The sequence below is a fragment of the Bacillus sp. FG16 genome (assembly GCF_057809515.1).
The window spans coordinates 1-19517 of sequence record NZ_JBMDKC010000105.1; the positions used below are offsets into that span (position 1 = coordinate 1).

Genomic DNA, 19517 nt, shown 5'->3' on the forward strand with positions numbered 1-19517 from the left:
AACTAATAATCAGTGGGGATGAACAAAACCCCCACTGATTAAAGTTTCACTTTATTCGGAGCGACAGGGGATTTAGCGAAACGTAAAATTTATCCTGCTTTATATAAACTATTTAGTAATCAAAATATACCACAATCTATTTCGATTATCGGTATTGGCAGAAGGGCAATTTCAGATGTGGAATTTCAAACAAAGATAGAACAATCCCTTGCTACATTTTCTAGAATATCTTCTGATGACGAATCAGGAGTAGAAGAATTTATTAGCACATTTCGTTATTGTCAATTAGATACAGCGAATATAGTGGGCTATCAAGATTTACTGAGCCTTGTAAAAAAGCGTGAAACAGAATTAAATATTTCTGAAAACCGTATGTTTTATCTATCTGTTGTACCAGAAGTATTTGATGTGATTGCTTTAAATATTAAAGAGAGTGGATTGTGGACTACAAAAGGATTAAACCGTCTTATTATAGAGAAGCCTTTTGATTATAATGTAACGTCTGCTCGCGAGTTTAACCGAAAATTAATTGAAGATTTTGACGAAACTGATATTTATTATATTGATCATTATCTTTGAAAATGAATGGTAACTAGGAATACACTTAGAAAAGTATTACAAAATAAATAGTATTTAATTCAAGACATTTTTATTGACGATAATAATTTATGTGGTTAATATACTAGACATAAGATTAATTAATTACTAAAAGTAATTAGATATAAAATATTTCGTTAAGTTCTATAAATAAGTAAATTGCAGTAGAAATGCTTTGAATTGCCACTATTAATATTGGGGACAATGAGAGAGCGAAAGGTATAAAAAGAATTGGAATTAGATAACTCTTTGTTTTTTATAAAAACAGGAAGTATAAGAGTATGAGCTTCTGTACAATTCATTTTTAGTATATTGAAGAGGATTATACAACAAGAGGGGGACTGAACTTGGAATCAATGACCTTTGTTTTATTTGGAGCGACAGGGGACTTAGCGAAACGCAAAATTTACCCCGCGCTATATAACTTATATAGAGATCAAAAGCTTCCAAAGCAAATATCTGTTATCGGGCTTGGAAGACGTCAAGTATCTCATGAAGATTTTCAAGAAAGAATAAAAGAATCAATAGAGACGTTTTCTCGTCAGAGGGAAGAAGGTACTCCGGAACTGGAAGGTTTTTTAGATAATTTTCGCTATTGTCCATTAGATGTGAGTAAGCCGGAAGACTATGAGAGATTATTACAAGTCGTTCGTGAAAGGGAAGAAGAACTACATATAAAAGGTAATAGAATGTTCTATCTTTCAGTTGCTCCTGAATTTTTCGAGACGATTGCTTTAAATATTAAGGAAAGTGGACTCGATAAAACAGATGGATGGAAACGCCTAATGATTGAGAAACCGTTTGGGCATGATCTTACATCTGCTCGTGAGCTGAATGATAAGCTTAGTCGTACGTTTGAAGAAGACGAGATATACCGTATCGATCATTATTTAGGTAAACCGATGATTCAAAACCTTGAAGCGCTAGAATTTGCCAATCCTGTTCTCCAATCGATTTGGAACAAAGAACATATAGCAAATGTACAAATTACAGCTAGTGAAACGGTTGGGGTTGAAGAAAGAGCTGGATATTATGATCACGCAGGAGCCATTCGAGATATGGTTCAAAATCATATGTTACAAATATTAATGATGACTGCTATGAATCTGCCGGAAAAGGTTAATGCGTGTGAAATTCGAGAGGAAAAACGAAAGGTAATGGAGACGCTTCGTAAAGTGAAAAAAGAAGACGTTCAAAACCATATCGTTCGCGGTCAATACGCTTCAGGAGAGATAAAAGGTGGGCAAGTTGTAGCATATAAAGAGGAACCAGGAGTAAATCCTTCTTCTAACATAGACACATTTGTTGCTGCTCGCTTGTGGATCGATAATCCGTTTTGGACTGGCGTTCCATTTTATATACGAACAGGAAAACGAATGAAAGAAAAGTCTACTCGTATTGTAATCGAATTTAAAAATACGTTAAAACAGCAATATCAAGATAATAATCCAAATGCAGAACCTAACTTATTAATAATTGAAATTAGCCCAGGTGAGAATGTTTCATTACAGTTAAATAGTAAAAATCCATTGAAAAATGGAGAAATTGAACCGATGCGTATTAACTTTACTTGTGAGCAAGCGGATGTGGGAGTACCTGAAGCGTATGAAAGACTCATTCATGATGCTGTGAGTGGAGACGCTACATTCTTTGCACATTGGAGAGAAGTTGAATTGTCATGGGAATGGGTACAACCAATTCTTGAAGCGTTCGAGGAAAACTTATTACCGCTTCATGAATATGAGTCTGGTTCATATGGTCCAGAAGCGTCTAATGAACTGTTGCAAGAAAGTGGATTTAAATGGTGGTTAGATCAAGAGACGGAAAAATAAGTACTTTCTTTCATGAAAGCATTTAGGGGGACGATTACTATGACACAAAACATAAATCAATTAGCAGTGAATACACTTCGTACGTTATCGATTGATGCTATTAATGCGGCAAATTCAGGTCATCCAGGTCTTCCGATGGGAGCAGCACCAATGGCTTATGCATTATGGGCGAATCATTTAAATTACAATCCTAATCACCCAGAATGGTTTAACCGTGATCGTTTCGTTTTATCGGCGGGACATGGATCTAGTCTGTTATATAGCCTGCTTCATTTAGCTGGATATGATGTTTCAATTGATGACTTGAAAAACTTCAGAAAGTTAAACAGTAAAACACCAGGACATCCTGAGTTTGGTCATACTTCTGGAGTCGAAGCGACGACAGGCCCGTTAGGACAAGGAATTGCCAATGCTGTCGGAATGGCAATGGCAGAAGCGCATTTAGCAGCGAAGTTCAATAAGGATGGTCACTCTATTATAGATCACAATACGTACGCTTTAGTCGGAGATGGTGACTTAATGGAGGGTGTCGCTTATGAAGCGATGTCAATGGCAGGACATATGAAACTTGGCAAGTTAATTGTACTGTATGATTCAAATGAAATTTCACTTGATGGTGAATTAGGCATTGCTTTCTCTGAAGATATTCAGAAAAGGGCAGAATCTGTACATTGGCAATATGTAAGAGTTGAAGATGGAAACGATGTCGATGCTATTACAAAAGCTATTCAATCAGCGAAAGAAAATACGGATCAACCTACTCTTATAGAAATTAGAACTATTATAGGTTATGGAAGTCCAAAAGTTGCTGGAACGAACAAAGCACATGGTAATCCGCTTGGAGTAGAAGAGGCAACAGCGACAAAACAAGTGTATGGTTGGGGTTATGAGGAAGATTTCTTTGTACCTGAAGAAGTAAAAGCTCATTTTAATGAACTGAAACAAAAAGGTATTGAAAAAGAAAATGACTGGAATGAGCAGTTCAATTCATACAGAGAGTCGAACCCTGCACTAGCAGATGAATTAGAAAAAGCGATTACAGGTGATGTTTTAATTGAAGCGAAAGACATTCTATCCTTTGATATTGAAAAAACGATTTCCACTCGTGTTGCAAGTGGGGAAGCTATTAATCATTATGTGAAATCGATTCCTTCTATTTTCGGTGGAAGTGCAGATCTTTCTCATTCCACTATGACAGATATAAAAGGTGAAGCTGTGTACGCGGTAGAATCGTATGCTGGACGAAATATATACTTCGGTGTACGTGAACATGCAATGGGCGCGGCAGCGAATGGACTGGCTCTCCATGGAGGAGTAAAACCTTTCGTAAGTACATTCTTTGTATTTAATGATTACCTTCGTCCATCGATTCGACTGGCTGCACTGCAAAATTTACCTGTTACTTACGTATTTACACATGATTCGATTGCTGTAGGAGAAGATGGTCCAACGCATGAACCAATTGAACAATTGGCAGCGCTTCGAGCAATTCCTGGTCTAACAGTTATCCGTCCGTCAGATGCAAATGAAACAGCAAGTGCTTGGGCGTATGCTTTACAGCAAACGGATGGTCCAGTCGTTTTAGTACTGAGCCGTCAAAATTTACCGGTGTTTAATGAAACGAAAGCGAACATAGAGAATCTCTCTAAAGGAGCTTACGTATTAACACAAACGAATGAAAATCCGGATGTAATTTTAATTGCGACAGGTTCTGAAGTATCCTTAGCTACTAGTGCGAAAGCAAAATTAGAAGAAGATCAAGTTTCTGTTCGCATCGTTGCAATGCCGAGCTGGGAGTTATTCGATCGCCAATCGAACGAATATAAAGAATCCGTTCTTCCGTCTTCTATAACGAAACGAGTATCTCTTGAAATGGGTGTATCTCTAGGTTGGGAACGTTATGTAGGACAAGAAGGAAAAGTACTATCAATTGAAACATTTGGAGCTTCAGGAACTGGAGCTGAAGTCATGAATCTATTTGGATTTACGACAGAAAATGTTGTTCAAATTACAAAAAATGTGTTGAATTCTTAAGCTATGACTGTGAATACCTTTCTGTACATACTAACATTTCAGTGCTGAAAGGTATTCCAGATTGTAGTGATATGAATTTTTAATAAAAGATAATTTGAGGAGGAATTATATTATGCAAGTAGGATTAATTGGGTTAGGTAAAATGGGATTAAATTTAGGGAAAAATTTAATGGATCATAAACATGAAGTAGCAGCATTTGATTTAAATACGAGCGCAGTAGAAGAAATGAAAGAGTACGGGGCAACGGGTACATCTAGTTTAAGTGAACTTGTTCAGTCATTACAATCACCAAGAATTCTTTGGGTAATGGTACCACACGCTGTTGTTGATTCTGTTATTGATGAGGTTACACCACTTTTATCAAAGGGAGATATTTTAATTGAAGCTGGTAATTCACATTATAAAGAGTCTATCCGCCGATATGAGCAATTAAAGAAAGATGGCATTCACTTTATGGATGCAGGAACTTCTGGCGGAATGGAAGGCGCTCGTAATGGTGCTTGTTACATGATCGGAGGAGATCAAGAAGCTTGGGACATCGTTGAACCTATCTTCCGCGATACTGCTGTAGAAAATGGATTCTTATATGCTGGAAAAGCTGGTAGTGGTCACTTCTTAAAAATGGTTCATAACGGAATTGAATACGGTATGATGGCTGCTATTGGTGAAGGATTTGAGATTCTAGAGAAAAGTGAATTTGACTACGATTATGAAAAAGTATCAAGAGTATGGAACAACGGTTCAGTCATTCGTTCTTGGTTAATGGAATTAACAGAAAATGCATTTTCTAAAGATGCAAAACTGGATGAAATTAAGGGTGTTATGCATTCTTCTGGTGAAGGGAAATGGACAGTAGAAACAGCATTAGACCTTCAAACAGCAACTCCTGTTATCGCAATGTCTCTATTAATGCGCTACCGCTCATTAGACAATGATACATTTACAGGAAAAGTTGTAGCAGCTCTGCGCAATGAATTTGGCGGACATGCAGTAGAAAAGAAATAAAGTGAAACTTTAATAAGTAGGGGCTTTATTCCATACCAATCGGGCTTTTACGGGATAAGCATATTAAACATGTAAATCATCAACGTTTAAAAACTGGAGGGAATTGATCATGAAATTTTTTATTGATACTGCAAATCTTGAGGACATAAAAAAAGCATATAAACTTGGAGTTTTAGCTGGTGTTACAACGAATCCTTCTTTAGTAGCAAAAGAGGGCGTTAAGTTTGAAGACCGTATCGCAGAAATTTGTCAGGCAGTACCTAAAGTTGAGTCTGTTTCGGCAGAAGTAACGCCAGATGCTGTTACAGCTGAAGAAATGATTGCTCAAGCAGAAGAATTAATTAAAATTAACGGTGGCGATAAAAATGTCACGATAAAACTTCCAATGACGCTAGCAGGATTAGAAGCTTGTCGCTATCTTACTGAAAAAGGTGTGAAAACGAACGTTACACTTATTTTCACTGTGAACCAAGCACTTTTAGCTGCTCGAGCAGGTGCAACGTATGTTTCTCCATTTTTAGGACGCTTAGATGATATTTCTGAAGATGGTGTACTATTAGTTGCTAAAATTGCTGAATTATTCGATGTTCATCAATTAGATACACAAATTATTGCGGCTTCTGTCAGACATCCAGATCATGTAACTCGTGTAGCGATGGCAGGTGCTCACATTGCAACAATCCCTTATAAAGTAATCGAGCAACTTGCTATGCATCCATTAACAGATCAAGGTATTGAAAAGTTCGCTGCAGATTGGGCAAAAGCACCTAAATTATAATATATGAAAGTGAAGGAGGCTTTCCGAAAATTGTTTTTCATGAGAGGACAGATTCCTAGGTAACTTCATCGTTTAACTTGGATCCCGAGTTTGGAGTCTTACTACGTGAAAACAGCAACAGAAGAAAGTGCCATTCACTTTTGAAGAAGGAAAATATGTTCGTATGAAGCATGTATCACAATAACATTATAATTATTAAAGAGAAATCCCCTTATTAGAGAGATGAATTATAGTGTATCTCTAATAAGGGAGATTCTTTTTATATAAATCATTATGATGTGAAGATGCTTTTAAACGTATAGCAATATGTAAAGGTATCTTTTACGCAAGTAAGAACTATATAGGTTCTTTTAATTATATAGTAATTATGAAAGGGTTTACATAAAGGGGGATTGAGTATGAATATGTACCTTTTAATTATTACATTATTATCAATTGTAATTGTTATTTTAGGGGTATCGTGGTGGAGATGGCATGCGTTTATTAGTTTAACGATTGCAAGTTTGTTTTTAGCAATTATGTCTGGAATGCCAATGGATAAAATAGTGAGTGCTTATGAAACGGGAGTCGGAAGTGTTCTCGGACATTTAGTAGGCATTTTAGTATTAGGTACAATTTTAGGGAAAATGATGGCAGAGTCAGGTGCTGGAATGCAAGTGGCAGAGTTCTTTATTAAATCCTTTGGGATAAAAAACTTACCATGGGCTATGTTAATTGCAGGTTTTATTATTGGAATTCCGGTGTTTTTTGAAGTAGGTATTTTAATATTACTGCCGTTAGTAATTTCAATTCATAAAACAACGAAACAAAATATTTTATTGATAGCATTACCAGCAATTGCTGGGCTATCTGTCGTACACGGTCTTGTTCCTCCGCATCCAGGGGCAATCGTTGCAATTGGTATTTATAAGGCGAATCTTGGGAAGGTACTATTGTATTCACTCATTATTACATTTTTTGCAGCGATTATTGCAGGTCCTATATTCGCTAAATGGATTCACAAACGTGTAATTCCTGAAAATGAGCCAGTATTGATTCGTGTAAATACAAAATCAACGAAATTACCAGGAATAGGAGTTTCATTTTTAGTTATATTGTTACCTGTTATGTTAATGGTGTTAGCTGCAGCAGCTCCTTATGTGCCTCTTTCTAATACTTTGATGAAGATTGTCACATTAATCGGTAGTCCTATCATTGCGCTATTGATTGCATGTTTTGCGGCGTTCTATTTTCTTGGATTTCGTCAAGGTATCGATAAAAAAGCTATTAAGAAGATAACAGAAGATAGCTTATTACCAATCGGTTCAATTGTTGCGATTATTGGTGCTGGCGGGGGATTTAAGCAAATTCTTATCGATAGTGGTGTAGGCAATGCTATTGCTCAAATGTCTGAGCATTTAGCTCTATCCCCAATTGTATTAGCATTTATAGTAGCAGGATTAATTCGAATTGCGACAGGGTCAGCGACAGTCGCTTTAACAACAGCAGCGGGTATCGTTTCGCCAATCGTTGAAAATACAACAGGTGTGAACTTAGAGTTACTCGTTATTGCAACAGGTGCAGGAGCATTAATGTTTTCACACGTAAACGATGCTGGTTTTTGGATGGTAAAAGAATACCTAGGGTTAACAGTGAAAGAAACATTTAAAACATGGACTGTATTAGAAACGTTACTTTCATTTATCGCTTTTGGAGGAGTTTTAATACTCGATATGTTTGTTTAAAATAAGGATATTTTTATATGAATGTAGAGAGATAACTTTAGCACATAACGTTATGAATAGATAAAATAAATGTATTTTTATGGTTCTTATATTATTAGGATACTGTAGGGATTTTTTGTTAGGAGGAAGAAATGGTGAGCTCAAAATATATGATTGGTGTAGACATTGGGACAACTAGTACAAAATCAGTTCTATTTTCTACTGATGGATCTGTTATTGCTAGTCATGGAATTGAATATCCTTTATATTCTCCTACGCCTGAAACAGCAGAACAAGACCCAGAAGAAATTTTTCGTGCAGTAATAAATACGATTAAAGAAACTATACAATCAAGTAGTGTACAGCCAAGTGATATTCTTTGTGTCTCTTTTAGCTCGGCAATGCATAGTATCATTGCCGTAGATGAAAAGGGAGAGCCGTTAACGAGATGTATCACTTGGGCAGATAATAGAAGTGCAAGCTGGGCGGAGAAAATAAAGAATGATATGAATGGTCATGAAATTTACCTTCGTACTGGGACACCAATTCATCCGATGTCACCACTTTCGAAATTAGTTTGGCTACAGAATGAGCAGGCAGAGTTATTCGCAAAAAGTTATAAATTCATTTCTATTAAAGAATATGTTTTTTACAAGTTATATAAAGAGTATGTAATTGATTATTCTATAGCATCAGCGACAGGGATGTTTAATTTGAAATCTTTAAAATGGGATGAAGAGGTTTTACATGTTGCGGGAATTACAGATGAAAAGCTTTCAAAGCTTGTTCCAACAACGCACAGTTTAACAGGATTAGATGAAGAGCTTGCCAAAGAGATGAATGTACTTGTTTCTACGCCTTTTGTGGTAGGAGCGAGTGATGGAGTACTATCTAATTTAGGTGTAAATGCAATAGATCCTGGCGTTGTGGCTGTTACAATTGGTACAAGCGGTGCGATACGTGCTGTAACAAATCGTCCTGTAACAGATCCGAAAGGTAGAATTTTTTGTTATGCGTTAACTGAAGACCATTGGGTAATCGGTGGACCAGTTAATAATGGCGGTATGATTTTTAGATGGGCTCGTGACCAATTGGGTACTTCAGAGATTGAACTTGCAAAGCGCTTAGGGAAAGATCCATATGAAGTACTTACTGAAATAGCAGCAAAAGTGAATCCTGGATCTGACGGTTTATTATTTCACCCATATTTAGCCGGGGAAAGAGCGCCTTTATGGAATGCAAATGCACGCGGATCTTTCTTTGGACTCGGATTGCATCATAAGAAAGAACATCTTATCCGTGCTGTTTTAGAGGGAGTAATTTATAATTTATATACGGTTCTTCTCGCTTTAAAAGAGTTAATTGGCGAACCGAAAAAAATTCAAGCGACAGGCGGCTTTGCAAGGTCGGAACTTTGGAGACAGATGATGGCGGACATCTTCCATCAAGACGTATATGTTCCGGAAAGTTTCGAAAGCTCTTGCTTAGGAGCTGCAATCCTCGGTTTATATAGTTTAGGTGAAATAGATACATTATCCGTAGTTTCTGAAATGGTAGGTGCAGATTTTCATCATGAGCCAAACATGGAAAGTGTGGAAAAATATAAAGATTTAACGCCAATCTATATTCGTCTGTCCCGTCAATTGGAAGAGGAATATGAAAGTATAGCAGCGTATCAAAAAAAGTGGGTTTAAAAGCTATGTACCAAGAAAATATGGTAACGTATAAAGAAGTACTCCGATTTTTTTGGATACTCTTTCAACATAAAATATTTTAAGAAGCATGATGAACGTAAAATATAGGGAGAGAGGGTTATGAAAATGAAGGATAACAAAGAGTTTATTGGATATGTTGGAACTTACACGAAAGAAAATAGCGAAGGAATATATAAGTTTACTTTAGACACAGAAGCAAAAAAAATTAGTAATGTAACACTTGCCGCTAAGCTGGATAATCCTACATATGTAACGATTAACCGAAATAATGAATATCTCTATTCTGTTGTTAAGGAAGGCGAATCTGGCGGTGTAGCTGCGTATTCCATTGATAGTTATACTGGAGAACTAAAAGCGAAAAATAGACAAGTAGTAGAAGGTGCTTCTCCTTGTCATATTAGTGTTGATAGTGGAAATCATACAGTAGTTACAGCGAATTACCATAAAGGAACGATTGAGTCTTTTGAAATAAATGAAGAAAATGGAACTGTAAATCCTGCTTCATCTATTATGGCACATGAAGGTTCAGGTCCGAATAAAGAAAGACAAGAAAAACCACATGCACATTACGCGGGGTACACTCCTGATGAAAAATATGTAGTGGGCGTTGATTTAGGAATAGATAAAATAATTACGTATGAAGTAAAAGATAGTACATTAACAGAAGTGAATCGTTTATCTGTAAAACCAGGAAGTGGTCCAAGACACATTACTTTTCATCCGAATGGAAAATACGCTTATGTGATGACTGAGCTGAGTTCAGAGGTTATTGTGTTAACATATAACTCGCAAGAAGGATCCTTTACAGAAGAACAGTATATTTCTACTCTTCCAGAACAATTTGATGAAAATAGTCAAGGAAGTGCGATTCATATTTCTTCTGACGGCCGTTTTGTATATGCAGGTAATCGTGGTCATAATAGTATCGCTGTTTATAGCGTAGATCAAAATTCAGGTCAGCTTACATTTGTTGAACACACATCTACAGAAGGAAATTGGCCAAGAGACTTTGTATTAGATCCTACTGAAAAGTTCCTTGTTGCTACAAATGAAAAGTCACATAATCTTGTGTTATTTTCAAGAGATGAATCTACAGGTAAGTTAACACTTTTACAATCTGATGTTGCTGTGCCAGAGCCTGTTTGTGTGAAGTTTTTAAATGTTTAAGTTGTGTTCGATATAATTTCATATACTCAGAAAACAATAAAAAGCAAAGCGATATCGCTTTGCTTTTTATTGTTTCTTTTTCGGTCTACGTACTAATTCGCCGCCGCAGTTTGGACAAACGTTTTGTCTTTCTTCTGTACATGGTGCGCAAAATGTACATTCATATACACAAATGTAAGCTTCTGAATTTTGCTCGAGCGATTGATCGCAAATTTGACAGTTTGTTTTCATTTCTAGTGCCATAATAAGCCTCCTTTTAGTTTGAAAATTTATAATTTAATTATAATTCATTAAATAGAAATAGTCCTTTTCAATTGAAAGGAAATCGAATGATAAAGTTATGAATTGAAATGAAAGATGCTAGTTTATTTTAAAATTGATTATTTATTACAGTTGGAATATTATGAAATAGTCAAAAGACAACAGGGGGTATAGATTTTGACTAATCATAACGATCATTTAAAAGCAAACTGCGAAACATGCTTCGGTCTATGTTGCGTTGCATTACCGTTCGCAGCATCGGTAGATTTTGCGGTGAATAAAGATGGTGGGAAGCCATGTTCTAATTTACAATCAGATTATAAATGTAGTATACATAAAAATCTTAGAGGAAATGGCTATAAAGGTTGTACAGTATTTGAATGTTTCGGTGCTGGGCAGAAAATCTCTCAAGTTACGTTTAAAGGAATTGATTGGCGGAAAGATGCAAAGCATGCAAGAAAAATGTACGATGCTTTTCCGGTTATGCATCAACTTCATGAAATGCTTTGGTATTTGAATGAAGCGATTCTTTTAAAGGCAACACAGCCAATTCATAAAGAGCTGGAGACCGCAATTGAGGAGACAGAGCGACTTTCGAATTTAAATCCAGATGAGTTAATGAAAATAAATGTTCCAATGCATAGGGCAGAGGTGAACATTCTTCTTTTAGAAACGAGCGAATTAGTATGGAAGGAAATGAATACTGCGCGTAAGAAACGAATCATACACCGCGGAGCAGACCTTATGGGAGCGAATCTGAAAAAGAAAAATTTACAAGGTGCAAATTTAAGAGGAGCTTACTTAATTGCGGCTAACTTAAATGGTGCAGATTTAAGAGGAGCAGATCTCATCGGAGCAGATTTGCGAGATGCAGATATTCGCGGGACTGATTTTACTAATAGTATTTTTCTGACGCAAGTTCAAGTAAATGCGGCGAGAGGGGACAAATATACGAAATTACCGAAATTATTGTCCCGTCCATCGCATTGGAGTGCGTAAAGAGTGAGGAGTATTTAGTGTGGATATATTTCAGTATTTAGAAGAGATGCAAGAGGATGTCTTTTCGTTAGCAGTAGAGCAAATAGAAGCGAAGTATTATGATATTTGTTGCATGTTGGCGTCTACAGAATATGCAGAACGAATTAAAGCAATTGATTTAGAGTCATATAATGAAAGTATTCGAGTAGGTTTGGATGCAGCTGTAGAAATGGCTACTAATGAAGAAGCAAAAGCGATTTATTTTGAGTATGACCTTGATAACGAGTGGACTAGTCAGTTTTATATTTGTGAGGAATACGTTCCACTTGAAGAAGAGGATGATGATTGGGCTTCTGAATGGACATATGATGTTGAGGGACCGGGGTCTGTAGAATTAGCGGATATGTATAATGAAAATGGCTTTGACACAAGTGAAAAAGCAATCGGTATCACTTTATATTTAATTGCTAAAACGCTGTGTAGTTTTATAAGTGTACGTAGTGAAGTGCAAAGTAATATACCGATTTGTATTGGTTTTCATGATCAAGACCCAATTATGCGAACAGGCAGAGATTAAGAATCTCTGCCTGTTTTGTTATTTCTTTTCAAAAGTAGTAATTAAAACACTACATATAATGAGAATACCACCAATAAAAAAGTTACTATTTAATGTTTCATTTAAGAGCAACCAACCAAGTAACGATCCAACGATAGGTTGGAAGAAGAAAAATAAGGAACCGATGCTTGCATCCAGTAATTCTAATCCTTTATTCCAAAGGAAAAAGGCACCTGCTGTTGAGACGATTCCTAAGTATAATACGCCTAATATTACGTACGTATTTACTGTTCCGATAGAGGCCGTTTGTAGCTCCCATATCATAAAAGGTGTAATAAAAAAGAGTGAAAAGAAAATTGCGTACGTTGTAATAACTAAGGATGAAAATTGGATTGAAGCGATTTTTACATAAATAGATAGTAAAGCCCATGTAATAGCGGCTCCAACTAAAATGATTGTCCCAATAAAATAGGAGCCAATTTCGATATCCCACCCGATTACGATAATGACACCGATTGTCGCTATTATAGTAGATAAAAGTCTACGAGCAGTTAGTTTTTCTTTCAAAATGAGCGCTGCAAATATAACCATAAATGCAGGTGTAGCTGATGTAACTAACGAGCCTGTATGAGCGTCGGATAATTTTGTTCCGATAAATTGGCATGTGATCGAAATGAAATAGCCGATAAATCCAATCCAAGCGAATAGGAGCCAATCTTTTTTGCGAATGACTACTTTTTTCTTTTGCTTTTTCTCAGCTATTTTCAAAATGAAATACAAAACAACAAAAGCGATAATAAAGCGTAGCCAAACGAGTGTTAGTGGTGGGATAAAATCGAGTACGTATTTGCTAACAACATACATACCGCCCCATATACTTGCTGTTAGTGATAAGCATATAGCTCCTAAAATTGTTTGTTTCATGTAAAGTACCTCCGTCTATTTTTAGGGTAATATGAGTTCCCTAAGACGAGGCATAATGTATGTGCTAAATGAATGCCCGTCTTAGTTTATAGACGGCCTACAGGTTGATCATTTTCGAATGAAGTGTTGTAGTACATGCGTGCATTCCCCCTTCGTATTTTATAATGATATTATAACTTAATTTTCAGTTTATTGGGGGTGTTTATTGTACGGAGTTGATTCTTTAGAAAATGGAAATTGTCTAAGAGAGCATAGTATATGGTAGAAAAACATATTTTAAAAATAAAAGAAACCAATTACATAACTGAGAAGTATATTAAGAGTAGGATGAAAAAGTAGATTAATAGAGAAAGAGGAGGAGAATATTATAACTACAACCGTTATTTCTCATTTTTACAATGAAGAGTATTTATTACCATGGTGGCTTAAGCATCATACGAAACTGTTTGATCATGGCATTTTAATTAATAAAGGTTCTACAGATCGTTCAGTCGAAATTTGTAAAAAATTCGCACCGCATTGGGAAGTGCGAGATTCTGTGAATCCAGAGTTTGATGCATTTGCGACAGATCATGAAGTAATGATGGTAGAACAAGAAGTAAAAGGATGGAAAATGATTTTAAATACGACTGAGTTTCTTTGTGTGCAAGATAAAAATCAGTTTTGGAAATCACTAAATGAATTGGGAGGGAGGATGTATTGGCTAGAAGGGCTTATTATGGTCGATAATCTTAACTATAATTATCCGGACCTTAACTTTGGAATCCCTTTAATGAAACAACGATTTCACGGTTATTTACCAGAAGATTGGGCGTTATGGAGAAGAGGTAGATTTATTCATAACCATGAACACGGAAGTTATACGGTTGGAAGACATTTATCCGCGCATGAATCTATGAGCTATCCACCTCTTGCTTGTATATTATGGTTTGGATTTAGTCCGTGGAACGATGCGATGAGAAAGAGAAAGTTACAAATTGGTCCGACTCTTTCTGAAGCTAGTAAGCATGGAGGAATGGGTACGCATCATATTGTTACGCCGGAAAGATTAGAAGAATGGTATAAGGAATTAGCGAGAGGAACGAAGGATTTACGGTTTAATGCTGCGTATCGTTATGCTTTTTTATAAATGATTCCCACCACAAGATTGTATCTTCAATGCCAGTATTTAAATCGTATTGTGGTTTCCAGTTTACTTCAGTCTTTAAACGTTCTACACTAACGCCGACGAATAAAGGTTCATCCTTAGAGAAGGGAATCGCGCCTAGTTTAATTAAATGTTCTTTCCCTATTTTTTTAGAGATGATAGAAGCTAGTTCTTTAATTTGTACAGATTGACCTGAAGCGATATTGATGGTGCCTGTAACGCCATGTTCTAATACTGTTACGAGAGCGTCAGCGACGTCACTCACATGGAGGAAATCTCTCGATTGTTTTCCATGTGTACATAGTGCTTCCTCGTTTTTTAATAAGGAAGTGATAATGTTCGAAAAGAGCCGATTACCTTGTTCGTGAGGGCCATACATATGAAAAATGCGGCCCCAACACATGCTGAGGCCTGTTTGTTGTGCATACGTTTCTAACCAGGAGTGCAGTGCATTTTTACATAATGAATACGGGGTTTTATAGGAAAGAAGTGGTGAATCTTCAAATAGTACGCCGTTAAACCATTCATATTCTGCGCCAGTACCGGCAACAACGACTCGCTTTCCGCCGCATGTTGTAAAGTGTTGAATCAATGAGATGCTAGATGTAAGCCAATAGTAATTATGAATAGATACATAACAAGCTGGCGGTACTGCTTCCCACGCTAAATGAATGAGATGACTAGGCTTCATGTCGTAAATGAGTTTTTTTACTTCTTCATCGCAAAGTAAATTTACTTTATGCCAATGGCAAGAGATGTGAGAAGGCTTATTTGTATTGTAAGTGGCGTGTATTTCATAGCCCCTTTGTATAAGAGAATTTACAACATATTTACCAATCCATCCACTACCTCCTGTTACAAGAATTTTTTTCATGGCTCAATCACCTCAACTTCTGGAATCGTTACTAAAAATTTGCCGCCCCATTCACGAATGAAAGAGCATTCTTTCATAATTTCATCTTTTAAATTCCAAGGGAGTATGAGAATGTAATCAGGTTTTGTACGCTTAATTTCTTCTGGAGATTGTATTGGAATGCGGGTTCCTGGTAGAAGGAGGTTTTGTTTGTGAGGGTTTTTATCTACTGTATAAGCTAGAAATTCTTTTCCTATCCCGCAATAATTTAAAAGGGTGTTTCCTTTAGCTGGAGCACCGTAACCGATAATTTGTTTGTTTGAAGATTTTGCTTCGATAAAAAACTTTAAAATATTTATTTTCAATTGTTCGATGCGTTTAGAAAAAAGGAGATAGCAATCTAATGTATCTAGCCCGTGATCTATTTCTTCTTGGATTATATTTGTAACACTGGCATGGATAGTAGAGGAGTCACTGTGATGGTTTACAAAAATACGCAAGGAACCACCGTGCGTTGCAAGTTCTTCTACATCAACAATTTGCAGATGATGATAAGCTAAAACTTTTTGAAGACTAATAAGTGAAAAATAGGAGAAGTGCTCATGGTATATAGTATCGAACTGTTTAAAGGATATGAGGTTTAATAAGTGAGGGAATTCAATTGTTATTGTGCCATCTTGTTTTAATAACGTTTTTAAACCGGCAACAAAATCATGTAAGTTCGGAACGTGTGCTAATACGTTATTTGCGACGATTAAATCTGCTTGCGGTAATTTTTTTGCTAAATCATTGCTGAAAAAATTCACTTCAGTAGGAATTCCTTTTTGGATAGCGATTTCTGCTACATTTTTTGCTGGTTCAATTCCTAACGTTTCGATATTTTCTTTTTGAAAGTATTGTAATAAGTACCCGTCGTTACTCGCGATTTCAATCACTTTCGAATGGTTTGTTAAGTTAAAACGCTTAATCGCCATTTCTACATATTGCTTAGCGTGTAGTAGCCAGCTTGATGAGTAAGAACTGAAGTATAAATAGTCATGAAAAATATTGTGCGGAGATTCAAACTCATCTAATTGTACAAGTAAACAAGAGTTACAAACAAATGTGTGCAGCGGATAAAATGGTTCCATTTTATATGAGTGTTCAGGAGCTACAAATGAGTTAGCGAGAGGGGAAACTCCTAAATCTAAAAAAGTATTTGTTAGTAATGAGTGGCAAAAACGGCATTTTTTCTGTTCCATTTTATAGCCCCCTTATAAATTTTTGAATGCATCGATTTGTTGTCGCGTGAAAGATTCCATATTTTCACCAGATGCATATTTTTTGTACCAATCAACAGTCCAAGCGATAGAATGATCTGTTGATAACTTAGGTGTCCAACTGAGTTTATTTGCTGCTTTTGTACTATCAAGTGTTAAAATAGGTGATTCATAAGGAGTGTTTGTATGAGGAGAAAGAATTGTTAGCGGTTGATTCCATAATTTCATTATAGATTGAATGACATCATGAACGGTTCTGTTAGGTTCATTCACCGGACCGAAATTCCACGCTGCTGCATATTCTGCATCTTTCCAAAGCTTCTCAGCTAAAAGAATATAGCCGTGTAAAGGATCTAATACGTGTTGCCACGGACGAATAGCGTTTTTGTTTCTAATATTTAATGTACCATCTTTTAAATATGCACGGATTATATCCGGGAATAATCGGTTCTCAGCCCAATCACCACCGCCGATGACGTTACCTGCTCTTACTGAGGCAAGTTTCTGAGTATTAGTGCGGAAGAATGATTTTTGATAGGATGTTGCAACTAGTTCAGCGCAAGCTTTACTAGCACTATAAGGATCGAAACCTCCTAATCGGTCACTTTCCACGAATGCTCGGTTACCGCTCCCGTCATTTTCATAGCATTTATCACTTGTAACATTAATGATACTACGTATACTTTCTATATGTTTTGCGGCTTCTAATACGTGAACAGTACCTAAAACATTCGTTTTAAATGTTTCGATAGGATTTTTGTATGAAATGGTGACGATCGGCTGGGCTGCTAAATGAAATAGTATGTCCGGGTTATGTTGTTTCAGGGCACGGAATAAAGAATCGTAATCTGTAATGTCGCCGTTAATTGATGTGCACTCTTTTGCTACGTTACCTTGTTCAAAAAGGCTAGGATTTGAGGGGAGTTGAGAGGAGTACCCGATTACTTCTGCACCTAATGAAGTTAAAAAAAGGGTGAGCCACGAGCCTTTAAAGCCGGTATGTCCTGTAATAAATACTTTTTTCTTATTCCAAAAAGATGATGAAGCCATATTACCAAACCTTCCACGGAGCGTTATTACTTTCCCATAGCTCGACTAATTTATTTTTATCGCGCAATGTATCCATTGGATGCCAAAAACCAGAATGTTGATATGCGGCCAATTCATTTTTGTTTACTAACTGAACTAAAGTGTCTGTTTCAAAAACAGACTTATCTCCACTAATGTAATTGAAAACTTCAGGATTTAAAACGAAAAATCCACCGTTAACCCATCCGCCATCACCTAATGGTTTTTCTTGAAAAGATGTTACAGACTGTTTATCTAATATGAGAGAACCAAATCTACCAGGAGGTTGTACGGCAGTAACAGTAGCCATTTTCCCATGTTGTTTATGAAATGTAATAAGTTCTTTTATATTTACATTACTTAATCCATCACCATAAGTGAGGCAGAAAGGTTCGTCTCCGACATAATTTTGAATCTTTTTCACTCGGCCACCCGTTTCGGTATTTACACCAGTATCGATTAGTGTAACTTTCCATGGTTCTACACAATGAGAATGGCTAGTAATTGTATTATCGTTTAACTGTATTGTGAAATCAGACATGTGTAAGTTGTAATTTAGAAAGAACTCTTTAATTGCATATCCTTTATAGCCTAAGCAAATAATAAACTCAGTAATCCCGTAATGACTATACAAACTCATAATGTGCCATAGAATGGGTTTTGTTCCAATTTCAATCATAGGTTTCGGTTTTAAATGTGTTTCTTCCCCAATTCTTGTACCGTACCCACCAGCAAGAATAACAGCTTTCATTTTTTCCTCCTAAAATAAAAATTTATTATTTATACAGTATTCATGTTTTATGCAAATGAGATTGTTTTTGATTAAGCGAATGAAAATGTTTGAGGTGATGACGATGCAGAAAATATTACAGTTTGAATTTTGGGAATAATTCTTGATATTCAGGGTTATGACGGAGGTCTTGTGTTAGGTTACTAAGCTCTAAAAAACGTATGTCCAGTACTTCAGGAGATTGACCGTAATGTGTTTGAAGCCCCATTTGAACACCCCTTTTTGAAAGGGTAGGTGTAATTTGTAATTTTCTTGCCTTTGATTGTTCATTCCAAGGGCTAAAATAAAATTTTAAAATAAATGAAGGATAGTCATAAATTATATATCCATGCCGCGAATGGTGTCTACCAGGTAAATATGCACCGTCTAGATGATTGTGAATAAATCTCCAAGCACATCCGAGATTTGGGTTATAAGGGAAGACACCGTGGTATCGCTGTTCTACTAAGGGGATAGAATATCTAGGCTTTGAATAATTATAATTATGATTATCTATCATTAAAATCATTCTAATCGCATACATGTTTTGGCCTAGTGTATGGAGAGATGAAAAAAATTCTTCAGTATTATTACAACAAAAGAATTCAGTAGTATTTAAAACGATTTTCCAACCTGAAACTTCTCTTTCAATTTCCATCACTTCAATATCAGTATTAGTTGGATCAAACTCAAGAAATCTGGAATTTCGTATTTCCCAGTGGGGTGCTAATAGTTTACAAATCTCTACGGAACGATCTGTAGACCCTCTATTAATTAAAATGCCGTGATCGAATATTTTCGTGTGATGCATAAGCCACATGCCCATCAACTTAAGGATAGACACAATATTAACTTTTGTTCATTTGAACT

At 36.2% G+C, this 19517-nt stretch carries 17 protein-coding genes and 1 pseudogene; 11 read left to right on the top strand and 7 right to left on the bottom strand.

The annotated features are described in order from the left end of the window. Nucleotides 1-63: 63 nt before the first annotated feature. The 8 genes and pseudogenes from ACODS7_RS26425 to ACODS7_RS26460 form a co-directional block, all read left to right on the top strand. Nucleotides 64-579 (top strand): annotated as a pseudogene (locus ACODS7_RS26425) (glucose-6-phosphate dehydrogenase); the annotation flags it as partial. A 365-nt stretch (nucleotides 580-944) separates the two neighbouring features. Continuing rightward, the gene (zwf, locus tag ACODS7_RS26430) at nucleotides 945-2429 is read left to right on the top strand and encodes a glucose-6-phosphate dehydrogenase (RefSeq protein ID WP_071731202.1); all 1485 of its coding nucleotides are present in this window, start codon (nucleotides 945-947) and stop codon (nucleotides 2427-2429) included. 39 nt (nucleotides 2430-2468) lie between these two features. Beyond that, nucleotides 2469-4463 carry a transketolase gene (tkt, locus tag ACODS7_RS26435; protein WP_071731201.1) on the top strand — a complete coding sequence of 665 codons (1995 nt, stop codon included), beginning with the start codon at nucleotides 2469-2471 and terminating at the stop codon, nucleotides 4461-4463. A gap of 112 nt (nucleotides 4464-4575) precedes the next feature. Beyond that, nucleotides 4576-5469, top strand: a complete 894-nt coding sequence (gnd, locus tag ACODS7_RS26440) for a phosphogluconate dehydrogenase (NAD(+)-dependent, decarboxylating) (RefSeq protein WP_053563941.1) — start codon at nucleotides 4576-4578, stop codon at nucleotides 5467-5469. A 109-nt stretch (nucleotides 5470-5578) separates the two neighbouring features. Next, on the top strand, nucleotides 5579-6247 hold the full coding sequence (gene fsa, locus ACODS7_RS26445; RefSeq protein WP_000667692.1) for a fructose-6-phosphate aldolase: 669 nt from the start codon (nucleotides 5579-5581) through the stop codon (nucleotides 6245-6247). A 398-nt stretch (nucleotides 6248-6645) separates the two neighbouring features. Continuing rightward, entirely contained in the window at nucleotides 6646-7971 is a 1326-nt protein-coding gene (gene gntP / locus ACODS7_RS26450) for a gluconate permease GntP (protein ID WP_088114786.1), read from the top strand. Between the two features lie 131 nt (nucleotides 7972-8102). Next, nucleotides 8103-9644: a gluconokinase gene (gene gntK, locus ACODS7_RS26455; protein ID WP_088114785.1), complete on the top strand. Its 1542-nt coding sequence runs from the start codon at nucleotides 8103-8105 to the stop codon at nucleotides 9642-9644. A gap of 120 nt (nucleotides 9645-9764) precedes the next feature. Then, the gene (locus tag ACODS7_RS26460; protein WP_243168382.1) at nucleotides 9765-10832 is read left to right on the top strand and encodes a lactonase family protein; all 1068 of its coding nucleotides are present in this window, start codon (nucleotides 9765-9767) and stop codon (nucleotides 10830-10832) included. A 66-nt stretch (nucleotides 10833-10898) separates the two neighbouring features. Here ACODS7_RS26460 and ACODS7_RS26465 read toward each other — a convergent pair whose 3' ends face one another. Then, on the bottom strand, nucleotides 10899-11075 hold the full coding sequence (locus ACODS7_RS26465) for a DUF1272 domain-containing protein (RefSeq protein ID WP_016080876.1): 177 nt from the start codon (nucleotides 11073-11075) through the stop codon (nucleotides 10899-10901). 195 nt (nucleotides 11076-11270) lie between these two features. Here ACODS7_RS26465 and ACODS7_RS26470 point away from each other — a divergent pair, with 195 nt between their 5' ends. Together ACODS7_RS26470 and ACODS7_RS26475 are read left to right on the top strand one after the other, a co-directional pair. Continuing rightward, nucleotides 11271-12092 carry a pentapeptide repeat-containing protein gene (locus ACODS7_RS26470; protein ID WP_016080877.1) on the top strand — a complete coding sequence of 274 codons (822 nt, stop codon included), beginning with the start codon at nucleotides 11271-11273 and terminating at the stop codon, nucleotides 12090-12092. Nucleotides 12093-12111: 19 nt separating this feature from the next. Then, nucleotides 12112-12648 carry a hypothetical protein gene (locus ACODS7_RS26475; RefSeq protein WP_016080878.1) on the top strand — a complete coding sequence of 179 codons (537 nt, stop codon included), beginning with the start codon at nucleotides 12112-12114 and terminating at the stop codon, nucleotides 12646-12648. Between the two features lie 18 nt (nucleotides 12649-12666). Here the strand turns inward: ACODS7_RS26475 and ACODS7_RS26480 are convergent, their stop codons facing one another. Further along, a complete protein-coding gene (locus ACODS7_RS26480) occupies nucleotides 12667-13551 on the bottom strand; it encodes a DMT family transporter (RefSeq protein ID WP_243168383.1) in 885 nt (294 codons plus the stop codon). Between the two features lie 343 nt (nucleotides 13552-13894). Between ACODS7_RS26480 and ACODS7_RS26485 the strand changes: the two genes are divergently transcribed. Further along, nucleotides 13895-14680: a glycosyltransferase family 2 protein gene (locus tag ACODS7_RS26485; protein ID WP_043315320.1), complete on the top strand. Its 786-nt coding sequence runs from the start codon at nucleotides 13895-13897 to the stop codon at nucleotides 14678-14680. Here ACODS7_RS26485 and ACODS7_RS26490 read toward each other — a convergent pair. From ACODS7_RS26490 to ACODS7_RS26510, 5 genes are all read right to left on the bottom strand, one after another. Next, complete coding sequence (locus ACODS7_RS26490) at nucleotides 14649-15572, bottom strand: NAD-dependent epimerase/dehydratase family protein (RefSeq protein ID WP_048564568.1); 924 nt, start codon at nucleotides 15570-15572, stop codon at nucleotides 14649-14651. The genes ACODS7_RS26485 and ACODS7_RS26490 overlap by 32 nt on opposite strands. Next, nucleotides 15569-16792 carry a class I SAM-dependent methyltransferase gene (locus ACODS7_RS26495; RefSeq protein ID WP_098629767.1) on the bottom strand — a complete coding sequence of 408 codons (1224 nt, stop codon included), beginning with the start codon at nucleotides 16790-16792 and terminating at the stop codon, nucleotides 15569-15571. The genes ACODS7_RS26490 and ACODS7_RS26495 overlap by 4 nt, the downstream gene beginning before the upstream one ends. 12 nt (nucleotides 16793-16804) lie before the next feature. Continuing rightward, the gene (gene rfbG / locus ACODS7_RS26500) at nucleotides 16805-17860 is read right to left on the bottom strand and encodes a CDP-glucose 4,6-dehydratase (RefSeq protein ID WP_088114781.1); all 1056 of its coding nucleotides are present in this window, start codon (nucleotides 17858-17860) and stop codon (nucleotides 16805-16807) included. Between the two features lies 1 nt (nucleotide 17861). Further along, on the bottom strand, nucleotides 17862-18629 hold the full coding sequence (gene rfbF, locus ACODS7_RS26505; RefSeq protein ID WP_016080884.1) for a glucose-1-phosphate cytidylyltransferase: 768 nt from the start codon (nucleotides 18627-18629) through the stop codon (nucleotides 17862-17864). Nucleotides 18630-18744: 115 nt separating this feature from the next. Further along, on the bottom strand, nucleotides 18745-19458 hold the full coding sequence (locus tag ACODS7_RS26510; RefSeq protein ID WP_488827965.1) for a glycosyltransferase family 2 protein: 714 nt from the start codon (nucleotides 19456-19458) through the stop codon (nucleotides 18745-18747). Nucleotides 19459-19517: the final 59 nt, after the last annotated feature.